Source organism: Mesorhizobium sp. 01N446, from assembly GCF_056399285.1.
Window position 1 is genome coordinate 413,062 of record NZ_JBFTRA010000004.1, and the last position, 19,627, is coordinate 432,688.

Consider the following 19,627-nt stretch of genomic DNA (forward strand, 5'->3'; position numbering starts at 1 on the left):
GTCCTGTCCCTTTCATTGCAGCCGCCGTTCGCGCAGCGCCATGACGGCGCTGAGAACGACCAGCCCGTAAAGAATTGCCCTGGTGGCGTAGGGCAGCGTGGTGCCGGCCAGCAGCATCTGCAGCGCCGTCAAAAGCAGCACGCCGCCGAGCATGCCGAGATAATGGCCACGCCCGCCGGTGATCAGCGCGCCGCCGACCACCACGACCGCGATCGACGGCAAGAGATAGTCGTCGCCCATGCCGAGGCTTGCCTGGCCGGAAAAGCCGGTCAGCATGATCCCGACAAGAGCGGCGCAGACGGCCGACAGCATGTAGACCAGGATCAGCGTGCGCTCGACGCCGATTCCGGACAGGCGCGCCGCGCGCAGCCCGTTGCCGACGCCGTAGACCCGGCGTCCGAACGGCGTGCGTCCAAGCAGCAGCACCGCAACGGCCACGAAGACGATCATCAACAGCACGATCGGGGTGACAAAGCCGAGTTTGGCCGTCATGAACCATCGCAGCATCGGCGAGGAAAAGCCTGCCGGCGTTCCCTGCGAATAGACAAGCGCGAAGCCTTGCAGGATGCCGTTGGTGGCCAGCGTCATGACGATCGGCGAGATGCCGAGATAGGCGATACCAAAACCATTGGCGAAACCGATGGCGCAGGCCATCACCAGCACGACCGGGAGGGCATAGAGGAGTGCGGCGTCGGAGCCATTGACCATGCCGGCCAGGATGATGCCGGAAATGCCGATCGTCCACGGCACGGAAAGATCGAGGCCACCGGTCAGGATGACGGTTCCCTGCCCCAGCGCGAGGACGGCGAGGAAGGACGACAGCACCAGCAGCGAGTTCCAGTACCCCGGATTGAGGATGGCGCGGCCGAGCCAGACCTGGGTGACGACGACAATGATGAGCAGGCAGACATAGGCGGGCAGCGCATAGCGCAGCGTCTCGGCGTTGCGCAGGCGGAAAGCCGGGCGCGGCGATGCCGGACCGCGCTGGTTTTGCGTAGGCCCGGCGATCTTCAGCCGCCGGTCGATCGGTTCGAGCTGAGAGGGCAATATGCCGGCGCGCCAGGCGGCGAGACGGGCGCGCGCCGCGCGCAACTGCACGGCAAGCACCGATGCGTGCGACAAGGATCCCGCAAGCGCCGCCAGTACCAGGATGGTGCCTTCCGCGATGGTCGAATAGTAAGCCGACACATTGAGCACCAGCAGGATGTTCACCACCATCATCAGGATATAGGCGCCGAAGACGGTGCCCACCGGACCGCCCTGCCCGCCGCCAAGACGCGTGCCGCCGACGACGACCGCCGCGAACATCGACAGAAGCAGCGGATTGCCGACAAGCGGGTCGGCGCTGCCGGTCTGCGCGCTGATGAACACGCCGGCAAGCCCGTAGCAACCGCCAGCGATGATGTAGACGGCAAAGCGCACCAGCACGACATTGATGCCGACGGCGGCGGCCGAATCCGGGTCGCTGCCGACGGCATAGAGCGCGGTGCCGAAGCGGGTTCCCTTCAGCCAGAACCAGGCGAGCAGGACGACGCCGATCACCACCAGCGGCATGGGCAGCCAGCCGGTGATCGCATCGCCCAGATAGAATGTGCCGAGATCGGGCGACACGAAGCCGCCGGGCTTGTCCATCACCAGGAGCGTGACGCCTTGCAGGATGAACATGGTGGACAGCGTCACCACGATGGGCTGCATGCGCAGCACCGCGATGAAGAAGCCGTTGAAGGCGCCCACCGCCATGCCGACGCCGATGCCGACGGCCGTCCACAAAAGGATGCTGGCGCCTGGCGCCATCGGGTCCATGCTCGATGCCAGCACCACATTGACCAGCGAGATTACCGCGCCGGCAGACAGGTCGAAACCGCCCGAAAGGATGACGATGGTCTGGCCGATTGCCGCCAGCGCCGAGGTCGCGCCGCCGCTCGACAGGAACGACACGTCGAAATAGGTCAGCGGCCCGGCACTGATCCAGTCGACGATGAAAAGCAGGATCGCAAGCACGGCCGCGGCGATCAGCGCGCCGCGATGGCGCATCAGCGCACGGCGCAGGCTGAAGCCAGCGGAACCAGAAAGTGAAACTGCAGCGCTGCTCATGCGGCTTCTTCCTCGGCATGGCCGAGCGCCGGCCGCATGATGGCGGACTCGGTGATGGCGTCACCTTCGAACTCGGCCGCGATGCGCCCATCGTAGAGGACCAGAACCCGGTCGCATTGGTGGACGAGTTCTGGAATCTCCGTCGAGTGCAGCAGGATCGAGCCACCGGCAGCGACGTAGTTTCGCATCATCACATAGAGCTCATGCTTGGTGCCGACGTCGATGCCGCGTGTGGGATCGAACAGGAGCAGGATACGGCTTTGCGCCACCAGCCATTTGGCAATGGCAATCTTCTGCTGGTTGCCGCCGGAAAACGCCCCGGCCCTTGTCCACAGCGCGCGACGGTCGACTTCGACGGTGGCGAACGCCTCCTCGACGGAGCGGGTCTCGGCAGCGGTGTCGACAAGGCCGAAGCGCGTAAAGCGCGACACCACGGGCAGCGTGGCGTTCTGGCTGCCTGACAGTTTCAGGAACAGGCCTTCGGATTTGCGGTCTTCCGGCACCAGGCCGATCGCCATGTTGGGCCGCAACGCATCCGCCGGCGAGCCGAGCCAAACCTTGCGGCCGTCGACAAGCACGTCGCCATGGGTGATTTCGGCCATGCCGAAGCACGCCAGGAACAGGTCTTGCTGGCCCATGCCTTGCAGTCCGGCGATGCCGAGGATTTCGCCCCGGCGCAGGTCGAAGCGCGCGCCGTCGAGCTTGCGCCCGACCTTGAGGTCGCGCACGCCCAGCACCGGCGGGCCGAAAGCCTGGGCGCCGTCGGGCTTAGGCGGGAAGGTCTGCTCGATGGAACGGCCGATGATCTTTTCGATGACGTCGGCATCCGAGACATCGGCAACCGGCGCGGTGACGATGTGGCGGCCGTTCCTCAGGATCGTCAGCATGTCGCAAAAGGCGCGCACCTCGCGCATGCGATGGGTGATGAAGACGATGGTGGTGCCCGCCGCCTTCAGCCTGGCGATGATGTCGCCCAGCCAGTCGACGTCGCGGCCAGCGAGCGTCGAGGTCGGCTCGTCGAGCAACAGGATGCGCGGCTTACGGTAGACGGCGCGCGCGATCTCGATCTTCTGGCGCACCGAAAGCTCGAGTTCGCCGACCTCGGCGTCGAGATCGACGGAGAAGCCGAGCTCGTCGATATGGCGGCGCACCGCCTTGCGCGCGGCGTTGCGCCTGATCAGCCCGGAGATGCCGACCGGGGCATAGGGCAGAAGCATATTGTCGAGGACGGAGAGATCGCGCACCAAGGTCATCTCCTGGAACGCCGTCTGCACGCCGAGCGCATGGGCCGCGCGCGGCGTGCCATAGCCGATCTCCTTGCCGAAGACCTTGATATGGCCGGCACTCGGCCGCACCAGCCCCGACAGCAGTTTCACCAGCGTCGACTTGCCGGCGCCATTCTCACCCAGCAGCGCATGGACGCTGCCGGGCACGATGCCGAACGACACGCCGTCCAAGGCGACGGTCGGGCCGAACGCCTTGCCGATACCGTCAATCTCGATGGCGGGGAGCGCGGATTGTTCTGTCATATCCTCGATCGCAGGCTGGGCACTTCTGGACGCCACGCATGAGCGCGGATCGACGATGCACGGAAATCCGTGCATCGTCGCGATTTGCCTTGGGAGGCTCAGTTCTCCGGCTGTCCGACGAGCGCGGCGTTGAGGCCGATCTCGGGCGTCTGGTCCGAAAAGATCGAGGCGAACCAGCCGGGGTTGGAGACGAGCGACGGCTTGAAGACGTTGCAGCCGGCCTTCATCTCCGCCCAGGTGCCTTCATCGCACAGCTTGATCGTCTCGTTGGTGACGACCGGCAGCGGCAGGATCGTGGTCTTCGGCACGTCCTTGCCTTCGATCGCCTCGACGGCAAGTTTCAGCGCCAGCGCCCCGGAATATGGCGGCGAGGCATAGGAAATGCGCTGCGCGCCGGCCGGTGCATAGGGGGGAGCCGCACCTTCGACCTCAGTGCTCTCCGGCAGCATCTGGATGCGGCCGCCATTGGAGCCCTCGCCGGCGCAAGGCAGGAGTTCGCTGGCCTTCTTGCCGGCCTCGAGCTGCATGGAGTTGGCGGTGAAGCAGCCGACTTGCATCCACAGCCCGTTAATGTCGTTCCAATTGCGGGTGGCGAGGATCTTGGAAAGCTCGGTGCGGGCGACCGCCTGGCTCCACATGCCGACAGCCTCGCCGACGATCTTGATGTCGGGATATTTGGCAAAGACTTCCTTGGCGGCCTTGGTGCGCTGGTCGTCGACGGATGTTCCGGGAACACCGGTGATGGCGATGATGTTGCCCTTGCCGTTGAGCTTCTTCACCAGCCACTCGGCGGTCACCCTGCCGGCTTCCAGCTGGTCGATATGGACATTGTAGGCGCAAGGTTCGGTGATCTCGGCGTCATAGGCAAAGACCTTCACCCCCTTGTCGCAGGCGTTCTTCACGACCTGGTTGAGCGCGGTCGGCGAGATCGGATAGACGACGATCGCCTCGGCGCCGCTCTGCACCATGGCGTTGATCTGCTGGATCTGGCGTTGTGCGTTGGGTCCGGCGACCTGGACCTGCAGGTCGACCTTGTCGGCAAGGCTCTTGTGAGCGGCCATGGCCTTGACCATGTTTGCCGCCTCGGCCTGCCAGTCATTGCCGATATAGCTCATGCTGAGAAAGATCTTGTGCTTTTCGGCTGCCTGCGCGCCCGACATGCCAAAGGCGCATACGGCCATGCCGGCCAGCAGCGCGAGCCGACGGACTTTCAATCCGATACCCATTTTGAATTCCTCCCGAAACGAACGACCGGATGCCTCCCGAGGGCACGAACCGTAGCCCTCGCCATCCGATGTTGGTAACCCTAACACCATTTGATCAAAGATCAATGATGAAATATCTTTGTATCATGCCGCCGGTCGCCAACGCTTGACGCGGCAGCCGGAACCCTGCATTCCGGGAACGGTTGTGGCGCGGCCTTTGCGCTGAAAGGTTGATGGGAAATGGCCGGAGCGGCGTTCAGGAAGCCTGGTGTCGAGATCGTGCCCCTGTCCAGGGAGACCCTGCAGGACAGGGTCTATCGCCACGTCACCGAATTGATCCTCGACGGCAGCATCGTGCCCGGCGAAATGGTGACGGTGCAAAGCCTGGCCGACGCCTTCGGGGTTAGCCCGATGCCGGTCAGGGAGGCGTTGCGGCGGCTGACGGCCGCGAATGCCTTGATGGTGGTTTCAGGCCGCTCGATCGGCATTCCCGCGCTCAGCCGCGCGCGCCTCGTCGATCTCAGGAATGTGCGCTTCGAGATCGAGGCAATCGCCGCCGCCTGGGCGGCCGAGCGCATCGACGATCAGGGCATCGCGCAACTCGGCCAGCATTTGGCCGCACTCGAACAGGCCAATGCGGCGGGAGACGTCAAATCCTACCTCAGAGCCAACTACGCCTTTCACTTCTCGATCTACCGGGCGGCGGGCTCGGAAAACATTCTCAACATCATCGAGAATCTGTGGCTGCAGATCAGCCCCTATTTCAACATGCTGCATGATTCCGGAAACTATTCGACCGCCAACCAGCACCACCAGGAGATGTTCGCGGCACTGCGCAACCGTGACGCCGAAGCCGTCCGCCAGGCGATCCGCGCCGATATCGACGCCGCCTTCGACGTTCTGGTCGACCTGCTGAAATAGGACGCGGCGGCAACAGACGGCATTTTTCCCGTCAAGATAGTCGGCTCTGGAATTGCGACCCCAAAATAAGCTATGATGCGCTTGGTATTTCTTGGGGCGGCTTGGCTCCCCCCTCGAATGCCGGAGGAACGGGACATGGCCGTAGCGCTTGTACTCGTTTTGATCGTAGTGGGCTCAGTGTTGTTTCACCTCCTGAGCCCATGGTGGTGGACGCCGATTGCCTCGAACTGGGCCTATATCGACAACACCATCATCATTACCTTCTGGATCACCGGCGCCGTCTTCTCCGCCGTGGTGCTTTTCATGGCCTATTGCGTGTTCCGCTTCCGGCATCGGGAAGGCAATCGCGCGGCGTACGAACCAGAGAACAAGCGGCTCGAATCGTGGCTGACGATCGTCACCGCGGTGGGGGTCACGGCGTTGCTGGTTCCTGGCCTGTTCGTCTGGAGCCGGTTTGTTACCGTTCCTAGCGACGCGACCGAGGTCGAGGTCATTGGCCAGCAATGGCAGTGGAGCTTCCGCCTGCCCGGCAAGGACGGCAAGCTCGGCACATCGGACACGCGCGATGTCAGTGCCGACAATCCGCTGGGGGTCATCCCCAGCGATCCCAATGGTCAGGACGATGTCGTGGTCGAAGCGGCCGATCTGCATCTGCCGGTCGGCAAACCGGTCAAGATGCTGCTCCGCTCGATCGATGTGCTGCATGATTTCTATGTGCCGGAATTCCGCGCCAAGATGGACATGATCCCGGGCTCGGTGACCTATTTCTGGTTCACCCCAACCAGGACCGGAACCTTCCAGGTGCTGTGCGCCGAACTTTGCGGCCAGGGACATCCAATGATGCATGGCGTCGTGATGGTCGATACCCAGGAGGATTATGTGGCCTGGCTTGGCCAGCAGCAGACTTTTGCACAATTATCCGCCCCCCAGCAGACGGGGTCGGCTGACGCGACGACGGGACGGACGGCGGCACCGGGTCCCGAAATTGCAGCAAGGCTCGAAACGGTCGGGGCTCGCTGAAAAGGACACGGAGGTGTTCCTATGGTCGACATCACGCCTGCAGATGGCATCCCGCCGGCAGAAGTCGCGGAAGTGGAACTCTACCACCCGCACAGTTGGTGGACCAAATACGTCTTCTCGCAGGACGCCAAGGTCATCGCCATCCAGTATTCGGCTACGGCAACGGCAATCGGGCTGGTTGCCCTGGTGCTGTCCTGGCTGATGCGACTGCAGCTCGGCTTTCCCGGTACGTTCGACTTCATCACCCCGGAAGCCTACTACCAGTTCATCACCATGCACGGCATGATCATGGTGATCTACCTGCTCACCGCCCTCTTCCTCGGCGGCTTTGGCAACTATCTGATCCCGTTGATGGTCGGCGCACGCGACATGGTCTTTCCCTATGTCAACATGCTGAGCTACTGGATCTACCTGCTCGCCGTGCTGGTTCTGGTGTCGAGCTTCTTCGCGCCCGGCGGGCCGACAGGGGCCGGCTGGACGCTCTACCCGCCGCAGGCCATCATGAGCGGGACGCCAGGCGGCCAGGACTGGGGCATCATCCTGATGCTCTCCTCGCTGATCCTGTTCATCATCGGCTTCACGATGGGCGGCCTCAACTATGTTGTGACGGTGCTGCAGGGCCGCACGCGCGGCATGACGATGATGCGCCTGCCGCTGACCGTCTGGGGCATCTTCACCGCGACCGTCATGGCGCTGCTCGCCTTTCCGGCGCTGTTCGTGGCCAGCGTGATGATGCTGCTTGACCGTGTCCTGGGCACCAGCTTCTTCATGCCGGCGATTTCCGAGATGGGTGAGCAGCTGCAGCACAATGGCGGCAGCCCGATCCTGTTCCAGCACCTGTTCTGGTTCTTCGGCCATCCCGAGGTCTATATCGTGGCGCTGCCGGCGTTCGGCATCGTGTCCGACCTGATCAGCACCCACGCACGCAAGAACATCTTCGGCTACCGGATGATGGTCTGGGCCATCGTCGGCATTGGCGCGCTGAGTTTCGTGGTCTGGGCGCACCACATGTATGTCAGCGGCATGCACCCCTATTTTGGCTTCTTCTTCGCCACCACGACGCTGATCATCGCCATCCCGACCGCCATCAAGGTCTACAACTGGGTGCTGACCCTGTGGCGCGGCGACATCCATCTCACCATACCAATGCTGTTCGCCCTGGCTTTCATCGTCACCTTCGTCAACGGCGGACTGACCGGCCTGTTCCTCGGCAATGTCGTTGTCGACGTTCCGCTGTCCGACACGATGTTCGTCGTCGCCCATTTCCATATGGTCATGGGCGTCGCCCCGATCCTCGTGGTTTTTGGCGCGATCTACCATTGGTACCCGAAGGTCACCGGCCGGATGCTCAATGAAACGCTGGGCCGGTTCCATTTCTGGGTCACCTTCCTCGGCGCCTACCTGATTTTCTTCCCGATGCACTACCTCGGCCTGATGGGCGTGCCGCGGCGCTATGCTGAACTCACCGACATGACGATCATGACGGAATCGGCCCATCACCTGAACTCGTTCATCAGCGTCATGGCTTTCATCGTCGGCTTCGCCCAGATGGTGTTCCTGTTCAACCTGATCTGGAGCATCCGCCATGGCCGCGAGGCCGGCGGCAATCCGTGGCGGGCCACGACGCTGGAATGGCAGACGCCGCAAACACCGCCGGCCCACGGCAATTTCGGCAAGGACCTGCCGATCGTCTATCGCTGGGCCTACGACTACAGCGTACCGGGCGCCAAGGAGGACTTCATCCCGCAGAACATGCCGGGCTCCTTTGGCCCCTCGAGGGAGCCGGCATGAGCGTCATCCTGGTCTTCCTGCTCGTCATTGCCGGTTTTGCCGGATGGTGGCTTTCGCACCAGAGGCTGATGACGAAGCCATGGCTCGAGCAAGGTCTGGCCGGCGATCTTGTCGGCCTCGACCGGTCGGCCCTGCCAACCGCCAAGATCGGTCTCGGCGTTTTCCTTGCTGTCGTCGGCTGCCTGTTCGCGCTTTTCACCAGTGCCTATTTCATGCGGATGGCGGTATCGGACTGGCAGCCGCTGCCGCTGCCGCGCCTGCTCTGGCTAAACACCGGCGTGTTGGTCCTGAGCAGCGTGGCCCTGCAATGCACCTCGGTGGCGGCGCGCAGGGGCCAGATCGATACGGTCAAGCTCGGCCTCGCCACGGCCGGGCTCACGGCCCTCGCCTTCCTGGTCGGGCAGCTCATGGCGTGGCGGCAGCTGACCGCCGACGGATATTTTCTGGCCTCCAATCCAGCCAACAGTTTCTTTTACCTGATAACCGGGATGCATGGTCTGCACGTGTTGGGAGGACTGGTGGGTCTGGGCAGGACCACCACGAGCGCCTGGACTGGAACGCGGCCGGAACGGCTTCGCCTCGGCATCGAACTATGCGCCATGTACTGGCATTTCCTGCTCTTCGTGTGGCTTGCAATCTTCGCGCTGCTGGCCGGCTGGGCCGCGACGTTCATCGACATTTGCCGGCAGTTGCTGACCTAAGGGGATCATGCGGATGGCGCAGACACTGACACATATCGGCCAGACGGAGCCCCGGCCCACAGGCTGGCGAGGCATTGCCGCCGATTGGTCCTCGGATCAGCGTGCGTTCAAGAACGTGTCCTGGGGCAAGGCCATGATGTGGCTATTCCTGCTCAGCGACACCTTCATCTTCGGCTGCTTCCTGCTCTCCTACATGACCGCGCGCATTTCGACACGCGTGCCGTGGCCCAATCCGAGCGAGGTCTTCGCTCTTCGTATCGGCGGCTCGGATATCCCGCTGATCCTCATCGCCATCATGACCTTCGTGCTGATCTCCAGCAGCGGGACAATGGCCATGGCGGTCAACTTCGGCTATCGCCACGACCGCCGCAAGACAGCCATCCTCATGCTGCTGACCGCGGCACTCGGCGCGACCTTTGTCGGCATGCAAGCCTTCGAATGGACCAAGCTGATCACTGAAGGGGTGCGGCCCTGGGGCAATCCCTGGGGTGCCGCGCAGTTCGGTTCGTGCTTCTTCATGATCACCGGTTTCCACGGCACGCACGTGACGATCGGCGTGATCTTCCTGATCATCGTGGCGCGCAAGGTCTGGCGCGGAGACTACGACACCGGACGGCGCGGCTTCTTCACCAGCCGCACGGGCCGCTACGAGAACGTCGAGATCATGGGGCTGTACTGGCACTTCGTCGATCTGGTCTGGGTGTTCATCTTCGCATTCTTCTATCTTTGGTGAGAGGCAGACATGGCTGAAGCAACCGCAAACGGCCTCGGACAACACGCACTTCATGCTGCAACGCCGGCGGCCGCCGCCGGTGCCGACGTGCATCAGGAACATCCGATCAAGCTCTATCTGGTGGTCTGGGCGTGGCTGTTCATCCTCAGCACCTGCTCCTACCTGGTCGATTATTTCGGCCTCCACGGCTATCTCAGATGGTCGCTGATCCTGATCTTCATGATCCTCAAGGCAGGGCTGATCGTCGCCGTCTTCATGCACATGGCCTGGGAACGGCTGGCGCTGGCCTACGCGGTCATCCTGCCGCCGATATTGGTGGTGGTGTTCATGACAATGATGGTCTTCGAAGCCGACTACACGCTTTTCACCCGGTTGGCATTTTTCGGGTCCGGACCCTGACGCACAAGCCGTCTTCAGATCTTGCCGCCGCGCCTCGAACCGTCGGCAGCTGATCCATTTTAGTACCGGAAACGACATAGGCAGAACAATTGCTCTCGTTTCCTCACGCGTCGCGAACTCCGGCAAAGGGAGGCCAAGATGACGATCGCAACCACACTGAAGGACTTTATCGACGGCAAGGGAATTTCATACGACACAATTGCCCACCACCGCACATCCACCAGCAGACAGTCCGCCATTGCGGCGCATGTACCCGGCAGCATAGTGGCCAAATCGGTCGTTGTTCACCACGAACTCGGCTATGCGCTGGCCGTGGTTCCCAGCACGCACAGGATCGAGCTCGGCACATTGCAGGATGTCATGGACAAGCGTCTCGGACTGGCCTCCGAGGACGAGGTGACTTCGCTCTTCGCTGATTGCGACACCGGCGCCATCCCGCCGATCGGCGCACCCTACGATGTGCCGGTGATTGTCGACGAAAGCCTTGGTGATGCCGCCGACATCTACTTCGAAGGCGGCGACCACAGAACGCTGGTGCATGTCAGCGGCGAGGATTTCCGCAATCTGACGATGGGCGCATACCGCGCCCGCTTCAGTCACCGCGCTTACTGACGGCTTCGATCAATCTCGCACCGGCTCCCCCGCCGGAGCGATGAGGCAAAATATCCTCAACTCGCCGGCCTGGCGGGCGACTCCACAACCTTGCGGTAGACATGCCAGGTGGCGTGACCGAGGATCGGCAACACGACGGCGAGCCCGACGAACACCGGCAGCGAACCGATGATCAGGCCGACCGCGACGATCAACCCCCAGACAGCCATCACGATCGGGTTCGCCAGGACCACGCGCACCGAGGTGTGGATCGCCTCGTAGGCGCCTACATCGCGGTCGAGTAACAATGGGAAGGCAACGACCGTCGTGCACAACACCACCACGGCGAAGACGAAGCCGATGGCGTGCCCCAGTATAATCAGCGTCCAGCCGCGTCCGGTGGCGAATATTGCGTTGATGAAGCTGGATATCGATTCCGGCGGAGCCGGGCCGAAAAGATATTCGTAGAACATCTTCGCCGTCAAAAGCCACGTGATGAAGATTGCAAACAGCATGATCCCGACCGCAGCGATGGCCGGCAGAGCCGGAGAGTTCCTGACCTCGAAAGCGTGCCTCCAGGAGGTGTCGAGCCCGGCTTCCCGTCTACGGCTTATTTCGTAGAGGCCTATCGCCGCGAACGGGCCAACCAGCGCAAAACCGGAAACCAGCGGAAACAACAACGGCAACGCATTGGCGCCCGAAGTCCAGGCGGCGAGCACGACGCCCACGAGCGGATAGATCAGGCAGAGAAAGACGATATGCGACGGTTTGACCATGAAATCATCGACGCCCCGCCTGAGCGCGTCAAAAAGGTCAGAAACAGCGATCTTTCGAATTTTGGTATGTTCCAGCGTCTCGCTGGCGCCTGCTATCACATGAAAGCTTGTCATGGCCGTTCCTCCAGACTGTGTCCGGAACGGTCGCGATTTCGCGGTGCTGTCGTCTGCGTGACTGGCCACGCAAAACCGCGACCTGCACCATCACCAATATACTCTCTTGTGGGCGACTTGTCGCCAGTTGTCGGCACCGCACGGCTGGCTGAGGCCTTTCTTCGATATGCTCATGCAGCGCCGCGTGTCCCTTTTTGGGGACGTAAAGACGCTGGACCACTTGGATTGGCGCATGATCCTTCTGCGAACCGGAGAGCGGCGAAGCAGGATCGATCCCGATCTTCAGGACCATGCACCGGGTCGAAGGCGAAGGTCATGGACGCAAGGACGCTTCTCATACCTGCCCTTGGCATAGTCACTCTGCTGTTGCTCGGATTCTGTGCGCTGCCATCGTGACGGCACCGCGGCGTCTTCGGTACGGCACTTGCCGACCGGCCAGAACGGTTCGCGGACGCTGATCTGCGCTCAAGCCCCGACTGAGATCAACGCGCGCATGGCAATGGTGTCGGCAAGCAGCGCGGCGAAGATCGCGAAAAGATAGAAGATCGAATAGGCAAACAGCGCCTTGGCAGGTTTCAGCTCTGTTTCGGAAGCGGCCAGAACCTTCCAGGAATGCCAGATGAAACCGGCGCCCAATGCGGCCGAGGCAATTCCGTAATAGCCGCTGGTGAATCCGAGGAGCCAAGGCAGCACGCCCACCGGCGCCAGAAGCACAGCATAGGCGAAGATCTGCCTTCGCGCCGAAACCGGGCCGGCCACATTCGGCATCATCGGAATGCCGGCAGCGGCGTAGTCGCCAACCTTGAACAGCGCCAGCGCCCAGAAATGCGGCGGCGTCCACAGAAAGATGATCAGAAACAGGATGAGGCTTTCAACGCCGATGGCGCCAGTTGCCGCCGCCCAGCCAATGACAGGAGGAAGGGCACCGGCCGCGCCGCCGATGACGATGTTCTGCGGCGTCGAGCGCTTCAGCCACATTGTGTAGATGACGATGTAGAAGAAGATGGTGAAGGCCAGCAGCGATGCGGCAAGCCAGCCCACCAGTACGCCGAGTGTCATGACCGAAAGCGCGGAAAGCACGAGGCCGAAGCCAAGCGCTTCGCCCGGCGTGACGCGGCCCGACGGAACCGGCCGCTTTGATGTGCGCGACATCAGCGCATCGATGTCCGCGTCATACCACATATTGAGGGCCCCCGCCGCTCCCGCTCCGATCGCAATCGCACCGATTGCAATCACGGCGATGACCGGATTCATCGCGCCAGGCGCCACCATCAGGCCGACGAAAGCGGTAAACACGGCAAGCGCCATGACACGCGGCTTCAAAAGCGCGAAGAAATCACCCGCCGTCGCTTCCGAGAGGCGGATGGCGGTATCCTTGAGCCGGCTTTCCCTAGTCGACATCTCCGACGACCACCGATGGAATCAGGCAGGCTGGGCCACGCTGTCCCTTGATTTGGATAGAACCACGGCAAGACAAGACGTTAGACGGATGGCGGGGCAGCCAGCTCACTTGGAGAACGTTTTCAGATAGGCAATGACGTTGGCCACGTCTGCATCGTTCTTGAGGCCGGGAAACGTCATCTTGGTGCCTTTGACCATGGCCTTGGGATCGTGAAGGTAGGTCGTCAGCGTTGGCTCATCCCATTTGATGCCGGATTTGCCTGCCGCGATCATGGCATCGGAATATTTGAAATCCGGATGCGTCCCGGCCGTGCGGCCGATGACGCCATGCAGCGATGGACCGATCTTGTTCTTGTCCTCGTTTGCGATGTGGCAGGCCTGGCATTTGGTGAAGACCTTCTCACCAGCCGCGGCATCCTGTGCCTGCGACGGATGCGCGATGAAGATCGAAACGGACACCGCGGCGGAAAACACTATAGCGCGCATGGCATTTCCTCCCTGATCGCCATTTATGCCTCGGACGATCGCGCCGGGGCGGAATATCTCCCCAGTGGAATTGCAGTATCAACATACCATGGAATCCAGGCTGCGGGTATAAAAACCCAAGCATTGCGAAGGTTTAGAACACGGCCGCGCTCAAGGCGGATCGGTCCGGCAGCTTCCGGCGATCTGCTCGACCGCCTCTTCGAGCCCCGCAAGGTCGAAATCCGCCTGCCCGCGGCCTGACAACAGGCCGAACCGCCAGGACAGCGACAGCCGGCTGGCGGGAACAAGGCGCTTGATGCCGTCGGCGCCATCGCGCACAAGCATTCGGCCGCGTGACCCGACCGACCAGTTCTCGTCGAATTTGCCGCCGCCGTCGACGGTGACCGACATGGTGATCTTGCGGCTGGCCGAAACCCCGTCATTCAACTGCAGCCATTCGGTCCAGCGCGGTTCGCCGTCTGCCCGGCAGGCAATCGTCAGCACCGGGCTGTAGCTCAAGGCGCCGCCGCCCGTGATCAGCTTGTTGGTGCCATGAAGCGAAGCGGTGACAAGGCCGTCGTCGTCCGTGGCGAAGCGCCACTCGCCGGCAAGCGCATCGGCTTGGGCGAGATCACAGGCGAAGGCCAGAACGAGCGCCAGGGCGACGGCGCGCCCCGTTTCGAAGAATAGGCTCAACGCCCCCTCCAGGAACCACACGGTTTGCAGCAGCAGCGCAGATAATGATCAACGCCAGGTATCGCCAAGTGCCGCTTCCCGCAAAGCGAATCGGCTGTTGCAGTTTCGCAACGAAAAAGGCCGCCCCGAGGGCGGCCTTCGTCGATTCCATCAACTGCGGGAGCCTATTCGGCGTCCTTGGCGGCCTTTTTCTTCGGCGCGGCCTTCTTCTTCGGCTCTTCCGCCTCGTCGCCCGCCTCGCTCGCCTTGGCTTCAGCCTTCTTGGCAGCAGCCTTCTTCGCGGGCTTGGCCTTGGTCGTGGTTTCGGCTTCCTCGTCGTCAGCCATCAGCTCTTCCTTGCTGACCTTGACGTCGGTGACCGAGATCTGGCCGAGCAGGTGATCGACCACCTTTTCCTCGAACATCGGCGCGCGCAGCGCATTCAGCGCCTCGGGGTTGCTGCGGTAGAACTCGAAGGCCTCCTGCTGCTGGTTGGCCGGGAAGCGGCGAACCTGCTCGAACAGGCCGCGCTGCAATTCCTCGTCCGATACGGTGACACCGGCCTTCTCGCCGATCTCGGCCAGCACCAGGCCGAGGCGCACGCGGCGTTCGGCAAGGCGCAGATACTCGGCGCGGGCTTCTTCCTCGGTCGTCTCTTCGTCGGCGAAGGTGCGGCCTGCGGCTTCCAGATCGCGGGTGACCTGGGCCCAGATGTTGTTGAACTCGGCGTCGATGAGCTTCGACGGCGCCTCGAACGAATAGGCCGCATCGAGCTGGTCGAGCAGCTGGCGCTTGACCTTCTGGCGCGTCATCGAACCGAACTGGCCCTCGATCTGGCCGCGCACGATCTCACGCAGGCGCTCGAGAGATTCCAGGCCAAGGTTCTTGGCGGTCTCGTCGTTGATTTCCAGTTCGCCCGGCTTCGACACTTCCTTGACGGTGACGTCGAAGGTGGCTTCCTTGCCGGCCAGATGGGCGGCCTGGTAGTTTTCCGGGAAGGTCACGATGACCTGCTTTTCATCGCCGGCCTTGGTGCCGATAAGCTGGTCCTCGAAGCCCGGAATGAACTCCTTTGAGCCCAGCACCAGCGGCTGGTCGGTGCCGGCGCCGCCGGCAAAGGCCTCGCCGTCGATCTTGCCGACATAGTCGATGCTGACGCGGTCGCCTTCGGCGGCCTTGCCGGTCTTCGGCTCATAGCTGCGTGCGGATTCGGCGACGCGCTTGACCTGGTCGTCGATCTCGGCGTCCGGCACGTCGAACACCTGACGCGTCACCTTGATGTCGGAGAAATCCTTGATCTCGATCGCCGGGATGACCTCATAGTTGAGGCGGAATTCGAAGTCGGTGCCGCCGGCCAGGATCTTCTCGGCTTCCTTCTCGTCCTCGGTCATGATGACTTCGGGCTGCATGGCGGCCTTTTCGCCCCGGCCCGTGATGATCGAGCGGGTCGAATCGTTGAGGATCTCGTTGACCACCTCGGCCATGAACGACTTGCCATAGACCTTGCGCAGGTGCTGCACCGGCACCTTGCCCGGCCGGAAGCCGTTGATGCGAACCTTGTTGCGAGCGTCCGACAGCCGCGCCATCAGCTTGGCTTCCATGTCACCCGCCGGCACGGTGATCTTGATCTCGCGCTTGAGACCGGAGTTGAGCGTTTCGGTGACCTGCATCGTAAAACCTTTGTTTTCACCAATGAGACTGCCACGGCCTCTGCCGTTTACAGCCTGCCGGTATAATCTTGCCGGGAATGGCTTTTGGTACGGAACCTGGCGATTTGACCGAAATTACGGCTCAAACTCTCCCAAACTGCGTTCCAAAATGTGAATAAGTTCTTGTTTTTCCTACTTCTTATCACATTCTGTAGAAGCGGATCGTCGCGTCCCGTCACATTTGACACGCCTTTTGTCACAGGCGAGCCTAATTTTCAACAGTCTTCGCGCTTAGGCGAATAACCAACATTGCGGCTCTCACCCGACATCTTGTCTCCGACATTGACAGAATGATGGCTACATGGGATTGCCGGGCAACGCGGGTATGGCGGAACTGGTAGACGCACCAGATTTAGGTTCTGGCGAGAGATCGTGGGGGTTCGAGTCCCTCTACCCGCACCACCCTTCGCTGTTCGGGCGGCAGGCCACCGAAATCGTTGGATGTAAAAGTGTCCTCCGACCCTGGCGCCTGTTGGCTTTGTCAGATGACCGCTGTCGCGTCGAACTCTATGAGATAGCCTGGGGACATTATCGCCACCCCAACCACCACATTGGCCGGTTTGTGATCTCCAAACTGCGCTATCTGCGCTTCTTCGATGATCGGTACGTGTTCGTCGCGCTTGTAATCGACAATGTAGAGATCTTGCAAACCTGTTCGGGCCGTGCGCCTGCGGCGCCGAGCGCCCGGCCGAGATTGCCGAATGCCAGGCGCGCTTGCGCCGCGAAATCACTATGCCCAACCAGCTTGCCGTGTATGTCTTCGGGCTGCTGACCTGAGACGAATACCAGCCTGGTTCCCGTCGCGACGACAACCTGCGTGTACATCTCCGGAACTGGCAGGTCGTCGGGGTTGATGAGTTCCAGTGGCATCAAACAATCTCCTGCTTCGTTCGACTGAAATCGGCATTGCTGATCGCCGCGTCGCCGGCACATGGACGACAGCGGTGGCGCGCGTGGCGATCAGCGGCATGGCAACGCGGGAAACTTTCCAGGGCGGTGCGCCGGCGCCAGCGCCCCGATTGTAAGTATGCAGCCTTAGTACAGCGGCTCCTCGAACAGCGTCTTGTCGCCGTCGACCAGCGCCTTGATCTGCGCGGTGCCGTCGCTGGCAAGGGCGAGCTTTATCCCGAAGGGGCGTACCCGCATGTCATCCTGGATCGCCATACCCTGGCCTTCCGCCAGGTAGAACCGCTCGATGCCGTAGTCCGGCGTGATGGTCATGCCCTCGCTGCGCAGATCCCAGCCTTCGGCGACATGGCCAGATATGTCGGCCTCGTCGTCGGCGGCTGGCGTCGGCGCCTTGCCGAACCAGGCGGTGATCGGCGTCCAGTAGCCGTCGGCGCCCTTCTTCAGCCTGACGACGATCGATGTGTCGTCGCTGGAAAGTTTATCGGCGGGAATGTTGGCGATCATTTTCACCGGAATGCGCGAAATGTCGTAGCCGAGGATGATATAGTCGCCACGCAGCAGATCGCGCGGATCGACGGGTTCGATCTTCAGGAGCACTTCCTTACCGTTGCGCAGGATGGCCGCCCGGCCGGCGATGATCCAGCTCAGGAACCCGATCTGGACGAGTGCCAGCACCAGCGCCGAGATAGCAAGCTTTTTTCCGGTCATCATGCCGTGGCTCCTCCGGTGGCCGGACCCTTCATGCGTTTTTCGACGCGGATGATGATGACCGCAAGGATGCCGAGCAGCACCGCGGCGGCAAGGAAGAGGCCGGCCGTGTCGAGCATCGATTGCAAGGTCACGACATAGATCATGGCGAGTTCGAAGGCGAAGCCGAGATAGGCGAGCCAGCGCAATCCGCGGCTCTCACGCCCAGCCAGCACGATGGCGGCGACGATGCCGGCGAGTGCTACGACCGAGGCGATGGCGAAACCGCTGTTGTAGGTGCTTTCGTCGGCCAGTTCGAACTGGATGATGGCCAGCCCGGTGAGGAAGCCGAACAGTGCGTGCAGAGGCAAATAGCCGCCAAGCTGCACGATCCTGTCGACCGGTTCCGGTGCAAAGACGGCAGCCGCGAAAAGCGCGGCAGAGGCAATGACCAGAGGGATCGCCACCGGCAGCGTCGCGTGATTTCCGGCCAGCAGAACGAGATAGAAGAGCAGCGACAGGATAATCAGATGCCGCGCGGCCTGGCTGCGGGTCCAGAACGAGACGGCGAACAGCACGAGCGCCATGACGACGAAGGCATGCGGAAAGTTGCTGCGGCTGTAATGGTCGAACCCCTTCAGGAACAGCCAGGCATCGGCGATGCCTACCGAGGCGACGGTCAGCGGGTTCGATCGCAAGGCAACGGCCGCCAGCGCCGTTCCGGCGCCCCAGGTGACAAGCGCGGACGTTTCGTCCCCGGACAAATGATACATCTGGCCGATCAGCGCGATCGAACCGCCGAAGGCCGCCGCCGCCACGATCCACAGCGCTTCCCCGATCGCCGCATGGTCGCGCGTCTTCAGCACCGCGCCGCCGACATAGCCGCCAAGGATGATGGCAAAGAGCGCCGTGACCCGTGCCAGCCGCGGAATGGCGTCCCAGTTGGCGGCGACGAAGATCAGGATGGCCGCTCCAAACAGCAGGGCCGCCATCATGGCCAGGATCGAACCGAAGCTGATTGATTTGCGCGCGTTGGCCTCGACGTCACGCGTCAGGGCATCGGCCGTCAAGGCATCGATCAGCCCTGCTTGCAGCCATCGCGCGATGTCGGATCTGACCCGTGTCGAATAGCCCGCCATGTCCAGCCTCCCCCGCTAGGTCGTTTTTTCAGCCGAACCAGCCAAACCGTTGACGCCACGGCACTTTCTGATTCTGGCTTCTTTGTGTCAGGTCCGTGAAGGCGCGTTAATGTTGCATTGCACAATTTGCATTGCTGCCATGCAGCCATAGCGCTTTTAAATCGATATGAGCCCGCCTATTTATGGTTCGTACACAAACGGAATGATCCGCAAGAAAGACGAAACGAGAACTACCATGAACCTGATCCGCAACTATCGCAACTGGCGCCGCTACAGGGACACCGTGTCCGAGCTGAGCCGCCTGAGCAACCGCGAACTGACCGACCTCGGCATCAGCCGCAGCGACATTCCTTACGTCGCTCGCAAGGCGGTCTAATTCTTCGGACCGCGAATGGTCCGAACAAGTTTCTGAAAAGAGAACGACAATGAACCTGATCCGCAACTATCGTAACTGGCGCGTTTATCGCGAGACGGTTACCGAGCTGGGTCGCCTTTCGAACCGCCAGCTGCATGATCTCGGTATCGTCCGCGACGAAATCAAAATCATCGCCCGCCGGGCGATCTAACGGAATTTCGCTGGGGTCGACCTCCTCCCCGACCTCCAGCGAACGGTCAGCCCTTATCCTCCTCCCGAGGGTTGACCACCAAAACGGCGCCCGCCGCACCTCCTCCCGCGGCGGGCGCTGTTTCCCCGGAGCAAAACGAGTTCTGCTCCAAAGGGTTTTGCCCCTTTTAAAAATGGCAAAAGAGATTTCGTCAAAGCCGACC

General features: G+C 62.0%; 20 protein-coding genes and 1 tRNA gene. 10 read left to right on the forward strand and 11 right to left on the reverse strand.

What is annotated here, in order from left to right:
* Positions 1–12: 12 nt before the first annotated feature.
* The 3 genes from AC1DPX_RS18885 to AC1DPX_RS18895 all read right to left on the reverse strand — a co-directional run bounded on the left by AC1DPX_RS18885 (position 13) and on the right by AC1DPX_RS18895 (position 4,849).
* On the reverse strand, positions 13–2,094 hold the full coding sequence (locus AC1DPX_RS18885; RefSeq protein ID WP_477238729.1) for an ABC transporter permease subunit: 2,082 nt from the start codon (positions 2,092–2,094) through the stop codon (positions 13–15).
* Positions 2,091–3,623, reverse strand: a complete 1,533-nt coding sequence (locus AC1DPX_RS18890) for a sugar ABC transporter ATP-binding protein (protein ID WP_477238731.1) — start codon at positions 3,621–3,623, stop codon at positions 2,091–2,093. The genes AC1DPX_RS18885 and AC1DPX_RS18890 overlap by 4 nt, the downstream gene beginning before the upstream one ends.
* Before the next feature lie 98 nt (positions 3,624–3,721).
* On the reverse strand, positions 3,722–4,849 hold the full coding sequence (locus AC1DPX_RS18895) for a sugar ABC transporter substrate-binding protein (protein WP_202354120.1): 1,128 nt from the start codon (positions 4,847–4,849) through the stop codon (positions 3,722–3,724).
* A gap of 219 nt (positions 4,850–5,068) precedes the next feature.
* On the opposite strand from AC1DPX_RS18895, the gene AC1DPX_RS18900 reads away from it, so the two are divergent.
* The 7 genes from AC1DPX_RS18900 to AC1DPX_RS18930 all read left to right on the forward strand — a co-directional run bounded on the left by AC1DPX_RS18900 (position 5,069) and on the right by AC1DPX_RS18930 (position 11,005).
* Positions 5,069–5,749 carry a GntR family transcriptional regulator gene (locus AC1DPX_RS18900; RefSeq protein WP_202354119.1) on the forward strand — a complete coding sequence of 227 codons (681 nt, stop codon included), beginning with the start codon at positions 5,069–5,071 and terminating at the stop codon, positions 5,747–5,749.
* Positions 5,750–5,884: 135 nt separating this feature from the next.
* The gene (gene coxB, locus AC1DPX_RS18905) at positions 5,885–6,769 is read left to right on the forward strand and encodes a cytochrome c oxidase subunit II (protein ID WP_477238733.1); all 885 of its coding nucleotides are present in this window, start codon (positions 5,885–5,887) and stop codon (positions 6,767–6,769) included.
* Between the two features lie 21 nt (positions 6,770–6,790).
* Entirely contained in the window at positions 6,791–8,560 is a 1,770-nt protein-coding gene (gene ctaD / locus AC1DPX_RS18910) for a cytochrome c oxidase subunit I (protein ID WP_477238735.1), read from the forward strand.
* Entirely contained in the window at positions 8,557–9,261 is a 705-nt protein-coding gene (locus AC1DPX_RS18915) for a cytochrome c oxidase subunit 3 (RefSeq protein ID WP_477238737.1), read from the forward strand. The genes ctaD and AC1DPX_RS18915 overlap by 4 nt, the downstream gene beginning before the upstream one ends.
* 13 nt (positions 9,262–9,274) lie before the next feature.
* The gene (locus AC1DPX_RS18920; protein WP_477238739.1) at positions 9,275–9,994 is read left to right on the forward strand and encodes a heme-copper oxidase subunit III family protein; all 720 of its coding nucleotides are present in this window, start codon (positions 9,275–9,277) and stop codon (positions 9,992–9,994) included.
* Between the two features lie 9 nt (positions 9,995–10,003).
* On the forward strand, positions 10,004–10,393 hold the full coding sequence (locus AC1DPX_RS18925; protein ID WP_477238741.1) for a cytochrome C oxidase subunit IV family protein: 390 nt from the start codon (positions 10,004–10,006) through the stop codon (positions 10,391–10,393).
* Positions 10,394–10,531: 138 nt separating this feature from the next.
* On the forward strand, positions 10,532–11,005 hold the full coding sequence (locus AC1DPX_RS18930; RefSeq protein ID WP_202354114.1) for an aminoacyl-tRNA deacylase: 474 nt from the start codon (positions 10,532–10,534) through the stop codon (positions 11,003–11,005).
* 56 nt (positions 11,006–11,061) lie between these two features.
* On the opposite strand, the gene AC1DPX_RS18935 is transcribed toward AC1DPX_RS18930, so the two are convergent.
* The 5 genes from AC1DPX_RS18935 to tig all read right to left on the reverse strand — a co-directional run bounded on the left by AC1DPX_RS18935 (position 11,062) and on the right by tig (position 16,085).
* A complete protein-coding gene (locus AC1DPX_RS18935; RefSeq protein ID WP_202354113.1) occupies positions 11,062–11,874 on the reverse strand; it encodes a DUF2189 domain-containing protein in 813 nt (270 codons plus the stop codon).
* Positions 11,875–12,339: 465 nt separating this feature from the next.
* Positions 12,340–13,275: a heme o synthase gene (locus AC1DPX_RS18940; RefSeq protein WP_477238743.1), complete on the reverse strand. Its 936-nt coding sequence runs from the start codon at positions 13,273–13,275 to the stop codon at positions 12,340–12,342.
* 105 nt (positions 13,276–13,380) lie between these two features.
* On the reverse strand, positions 13,381–13,761 hold the full coding sequence (locus AC1DPX_RS18945; protein WP_477238745.1) for a c-type cytochrome: 381 nt from the start codon (positions 13,759–13,761) through the stop codon (positions 13,381–13,383).
* Positions 13,762–13,911: 150 nt separating this feature from the next.
* Positions 13,912–14,436 (reverse strand): hypothetical protein, encoded by a 525-nt coding sequence (locus tag AC1DPX_RS18950; RefSeq protein ID WP_202354110.1) that lies wholly within the window; start codon positions 14,434–14,436, stop codon positions 13,912–13,914.
* 164 nt (positions 14,437–14,600) lie between these two features.
* Positions 14,601–16,085, reverse strand: a complete 1,485-nt coding sequence (gene tig, locus AC1DPX_RS18955; protein ID WP_477238747.1) for a trigger factor — start codon at positions 16,083–16,085, stop codon at positions 14,601–14,603.
* A gap of 358 nt (positions 16,086–16,443) precedes the next feature.
* Here tig and AC1DPX_RS18960 point away from each other — a divergent pair.
* Positions 16,444–16,526: transfer RNA gene (locus tag AC1DPX_RS18960), tRNA-Leu, on the forward strand.
* A gap of 177 nt (positions 16,527–16,703) precedes the next feature.
* On the opposite strand, the gene AC1DPX_RS18965 is transcribed toward AC1DPX_RS18960, so the two are convergent.
* The 3 genes from AC1DPX_RS18965 to AC1DPX_RS18975 form a co-directional block, all read right to left on the reverse strand.
* Complete coding sequence (locus tag AC1DPX_RS18965) at positions 16,704–16,994, reverse strand: RidA family protein (protein ID WP_477238748.1); 291 nt, start codon at positions 16,992–16,994, stop codon at positions 16,704–16,706.
* 165 nt (positions 16,995–17,159) lie between these two features.
* Positions 17,160–17,744: a GDYXXLXY domain-containing protein gene (locus tag AC1DPX_RS18970; protein WP_477238750.1), complete on the reverse strand. Its 585-nt coding sequence runs from the start codon at positions 17,742–17,744 to the stop codon at positions 17,160–17,162.
* Positions 17,741–18,859 carry a DUF2157 domain-containing protein gene (locus AC1DPX_RS18975; protein ID WP_477238752.1) on the reverse strand — a complete coding sequence of 373 codons (1,119 nt, stop codon included), beginning with the start codon at positions 18,857–18,859 and terminating at the stop codon, positions 17,741–17,743. Before AC1DPX_RS18975 ends, AC1DPX_RS18970 begins: the two co-directional genes overlap by 4 nt.
* A 235-nt stretch (positions 18,860–19,094) precedes the next feature.
* On the opposite strand from AC1DPX_RS18975, the gene AC1DPX_RS18980 reads away from it, so the two are divergent.
* Positions 19,095–19,235, forward strand: coding sequence for a DUF1127 domain-containing protein (locus tag AC1DPX_RS18980; protein WP_013531315.1), 141 nt, complete (start codon positions 19,095–19,097; stop codon positions 19,233–19,235).
* A gap of 49 nt (positions 19,236–19,284) precedes the next feature.
* Positions 19,285–19,425, forward strand: coding sequence for a DUF1127 domain-containing protein (locus AC1DPX_RS18985; protein WP_019858543.1), 141 nt, complete (start codon positions 19,285–19,287; stop codon positions 19,423–19,425).
* Positions 19,426–19,627 lie beyond the last annotated feature (202 nt).